Here is a 1,608-nt window from a genome sequence, read left to right as displayed (position 1 = left end):
TGGTGGCGGGGGCGATGATTATCTCTATGGTGGTGATGGCGATGACACGCTGCAGGGCGGCGGGGGCAATGACTGGCTGCATGGCGGTGCAGGTGCAGATGATCTGAATGGCGGCGCGGGTAATGATGGGGCGGGGTATTGGGATGCGGCCTCCGGCGTGACGGTTGATCTGGGCAATGCCGCGGCCAACACGGGTGACGCGACGGGCGATAGTTTTGTGTCGATCGAGAATCTCGCGGGATCGGCCCATGCAGACATGCTGTATGGGGATGAGGCCAATAACAGCCTGTGGGGTCTGGGCGGAGACGACGCGCTGCATGGTGGCGGGGGCAATGATTATCTGTACGGCGGCGCGGGTAACGACACGCTGCAGGGCGGCGGGGGCAATGACTGGCTGCATGGCGGTGCAGGTGCGGATGTTCTGGATGGCGGCGCGGGCCAGGATGGGGCCGGGTATTGGGATGCGGCCTCCGGCGTGACGGTTGATCTGGGCGATGCGGGGGACAACACGGGTGACGCAGCGGATGATAGTTTTGTGTCGATCGAGAATCTCGCGGGATCCGCTCATGCAGATTTGCTGTATGGGGATGAGGCCAATAACAGTCTGTGGGGTCTGGGCGGAGACGACGCGCTGCATGGCGGCGCCGGTAATGATTGGCTGATAGGCGGTGGTGGCAACGACGCGCTGACCGGGGGTGCGGGAGACGATGCCTTCGTCTTTGATCCCGGTTTTGGCGAGGATATCATAACCGATTTTGTGGCTGGTATTGCGACGTTGGATGTCATCGCGTTCAGGGGTGTCCCCAACCTGGCCTCCTATGCAGAAGTGCTGAACAAGGCGGCGGATGATGGCACCGATACGACCATCACGCTGGATACGGACAACAGCATTGTCCTGAAGAATGTGGTCGTGTCGGACCTGTCCTCCGACGACTTCCGGTTTTACGCGTAAAGACCACAACGCATGGTGTCGCAATCACGCACCCAGGACGGGCTTGTTGCGGAGTGCCTTCAGGCACTCCGTTCTACGCTCGCAGGTGTTGGCCTGCTCAGCCTGCCGATCAATCTCCTGATGCTCAACAGTTTGAATTGGAGAACATAATGACCGTTATGAACAACACACCCATTTTGGCAATTGCGTTGCCTGATCAGTCTTCCGCGGAAGATGAGGCTGTGAGCTTTGTCCTGCCAGCGCATGCGTTCACGGATGTGGATGGCGATGCGCTGACCTTAAGCGCAAAGCTTGTTGATGGTACGGCCCTGCCGGACTGGTTGGTGTTTGATGCGGTTGCGGGGCGTTTCTCGGGCATACCGCCCCGGGACGTCCATGGGACATTGATTGTCATGGTAACGGCCAGCGACGGACCTCTTTGCGCAAGCAGCACCTTTGCGCTTGAGATTACGCCTGTCGACGATACACCAGCCGCGATTGATGGGAGTGTTGGCGCGAGCGCGTTCAGCATCAACGAATTCACCAATAGTTCGCAATTCTACTCGAGCGTTACAGCCCTCGCCATTGGTGGCGGGGGCGATGATTATCTCTATGGTGGTGATGGCGATGACACGCTGCAGGGCGGCGGGGGCAATGACTGGCTGCATGGCGGTGCA

Annotated in this window: 2 protein-coding genes; both read left to right on the top strand. The window is 59.6% G+C overall.

Features of this window, described 5'->3' with window-relative positions:
* A partial coding sequence (locus tag ACR1XY_RS24470; RefSeq protein ID WP_480597397.1) for a calcium-binding protein occupies positions 1–952 on the top strand: 952 nt, incomplete at its 5' end.
* 149 nt (positions 953–1,101) lie between these two features.
* On the top strand, positions 1,102–1,608 hold a 507-nt coding region (locus ACR1XY_RS24465; protein ID WP_480582048.1), incomplete at its 3' end, for a putative Ig domain-containing protein.

The sequence above is a fragment of the Ruegeria sp. AD11(2025) genome, from assembly GCF_056542405.1.
The sequence above is the reverse complement of the archived record's forward strand: the minus strand, read 5'-3'. Positions and strand labels throughout refer to the sequence as shown.